This window comes from Kitasatospora sp. NPDC057198, from assembly GCF_042670125.1.
Lineage (GTDB): Bacteria > Actinomycetota > Actinomycetes > Streptomycetales > Streptomycetaceae > Kitasatospora.
Genome location: NZ_JBHUWH010000902.1, coordinates 1 through 1018 on the forward strand (window position 1 = coordinate 1; position 1018 = coordinate 1018).

2 protein-coding genes are annotated in these 1018 nt (G+C 70.9%); one reads left to right on the top strand and one right to left on the bottom strand.

The annotated features are described in order from the left end of the window. Window positions 1-38 precede the first annotated feature (38 nt). Window positions 39-281, bottom strand: a complete 243-nt coding sequence (locus tag ACFUEL_RS39980) for a chaplin (RefSeq protein ID WP_033252291.1) — start codon at window positions 279-281, stop codon at window positions 39-41. Between the two features lie 450 nt (window positions 282-731). Here ACFUEL_RS39980 and ACFUEL_RS39985 point away from each other — a divergent pair, with 450 nt between their 5' ends. Beyond that, window positions 732-971: a chaplin gene (locus ACFUEL_RS39985; protein ID WP_380243181.1), complete on the top strand. Its 240-nt coding sequence runs from the start codon at window positions 732-734 to the stop codon at window positions 969-971. The last annotated feature ends 47 nt before the right edge of the window (window positions 972-1018 follow it).

Below are 1018 nucleotides of genomic sequence, written 5' to 3' on the forward strand. Positions count from 1 at the left end.
CGGACGTGCGGTGCGGCGCGGGCGCTGCGTCAGGCAGTTCAGCCGACGTTGGCGCAGTGGTTGCCGAACGCCGGGTTCAGCAGGCCGATGACGTTGACGGTGTTGCCGCAGACGTTGACCGGGACGTGCACCGGGACCTGGATCAGGTTGCCGGAGAGCACGCCGGGGGAGCCGGCGGCGACGCCCTCGGCGCCCGCGGAGGCGTTGGCCAGGCCGGCCGAGCCGAGGACCAGACCGGCGGCGGCGACGGACAGGACCGCGGCCTTCTTGAAGTTGCGCATAGCTTTCTTCCTCACGTTCTGCCCGACTTCGGATGGTCGGGTGCCGGGCGATCGCATCATCGCCCGGGGTTTTCCGGATGCGCCGTGAATGTCACTCACGCGGCCCAACACCCTCGTGTCGCCCGTGGCTTGGGCGATACGCGCCGCGTCGGGGTGCGCCCGCGACCTCTCGCTCACGGCGGGGAGGGGTCGCTTCGCGGCGCTTCCAGGGCGGCCCGGGGGCTGCCTGTGGAGCGGTGTTCGTGAGGAAGAACGAGCCGGCGCGGCGGGGGAAACGGGCGGATCCGCCGATCACCCGAATGCGGCGGATTACGCCGAGTGGGTGATTGTTCGGGGGCGTGCGCAACCGTCCCCGGGCGGCTTCGTTGGCCTGGTGCACGTCCCGTGTGCTTCCTACCGGCAGCCCCCGGCGCGGCAATTGGAAGATCTGATTTATCGAGGAGACTCAGAATGAGCATCAAGAAGGCCGCCGCCGTCGGCGCCGCTGTCGTGGGCATCGTCGCCGCCGGTGCGGGCTCCGCCATGGCGAGCAGCGGCGCCGAGGGCGTTGCCGCCGGTTCCCCCGGTGTCGCCTCCGGCAACGAGATCCAGGTGCCGATCCACATTCCGGTCAACCTGTGCGGCAACTCGATCGACGTCATCGGCGCCCTGAACCCGGCGTTCGGCAACTCCTGCGCCAACGTCGGCTGACGCGAGGCCCCCTGGTCGGCCGAGCCGCCGTCCGCACCCTCCTGGCG

Bases quoted from the DNA above. Each gene is read 5' to 3' on its own strand.
- ACFUEL_RS39985 (WP_380243181.1), top strand. From the start codon at position 732: ATGAGCATCAAGAAGGCCGCCGCCGTCGGCGCCGCTGTCGTGGGCATC.
- ACFUEL_RS39980 (WP_033252291.1), bottom strand. From the start codon at position 281: ATGCGCAACTTCAAGAAGGCCGCGGTCCTGTCCGTCGCCGCCGCCGGT.